Raw genomic sequence first — 886 nt, forward strand, 5'->3', positions numbered from 1 at the left:
ATGCGCTGCCCTGCATTATGCGGAGAAGTGAATCGTCGGCTCCGGCGATAGCGCAGTTGTTTCAAGGAGTTGTGAGCAGGCGGTACGGCTCTCCGCTCCACATAATCATGACGGCCCTCCGGCCTGTGACTTTCATTGATGGAGGACGTCATGCTCGCAATCTGGTTCGATTCCCCTCTACGCGTTCGAGCCCTTCGCGACGGTCCGAGCGGACCTCAGCTTCAGGGGTTTGCTCAAGAGCTGTACCGCGCGGGCTACGCGAGGATCACTGCGCGCCGGCACCTCCGCGCAGCGGAACACTTTGTCTATTGGTCGAATAAGGAAGGCGTTGGGGACCGGCCTGTGGACGAACGGGTCATTCAGCGTTTCGACCGACACTTGAGTCGGTGTCGATGTCCCGGGTACGGCCATACGCACCGCGCAGATTTGCTGCGCGGTGCGCGCTTGTTCTCGGGGTTCCTTCGCGGTGAGGGCCTCAGCGTGGCCCGCTCTGCAAAACTGCAGGCCCATGATGGCGTTCTGCTCGCCGCCTTCTGTCAGTGGATGCGCCAGCAGCGCGGAACCGCCGATTCAACCCTTTACAACTACAAGCGCTCGCTTCGAGATCTACTGGCACGCGTCGACGAAGATCCGGGCGCGCTCGATGCGGAACGCTTGCGGCGGTTTGTCCTCGAGACGAGCCAGAAGTCGGGGTGGGCAGCCACCAAGAAGTGCACGACGGCCCTGCGCATGTTCCTTCGCTTCCTGATCGCCGAAGGCAGGTGTGCCGCCGAACTGGGTGCCGCCGTTCCGACAGTAGCGCATTGGCGGCTGTCCGCTCTGCCCCGATATCTGCAATCCGAAGACGTCGATCGGCTCATCGCGTCGTGTGATCGCACCTCGGCGG

General features: G+C 62.4%; 1 protein-coding gene. It reads left to right on the plus strand.

Going from position 1 to position 886, the window contains the following annotated elements; all coding sequences use genetic code 11:
• Window positions 1-480: 480 nt before the first annotated feature.
• The coding region (locus GO606_RS00720) for a site-specific integrase (protein WP_169120958.1) at window positions 481-886 on the plus strand (406 nt) is incomplete at its 3' end.

This window comes from Aromatoleum anaerobium (genome assembly GCF_012910705.2).
GTDB lineage: Bacteria > Pseudomonadota > Gammaproteobacteria > Burkholderiales > Rhodocyclaceae > Aromatoleum > Aromatoleum anaerobium.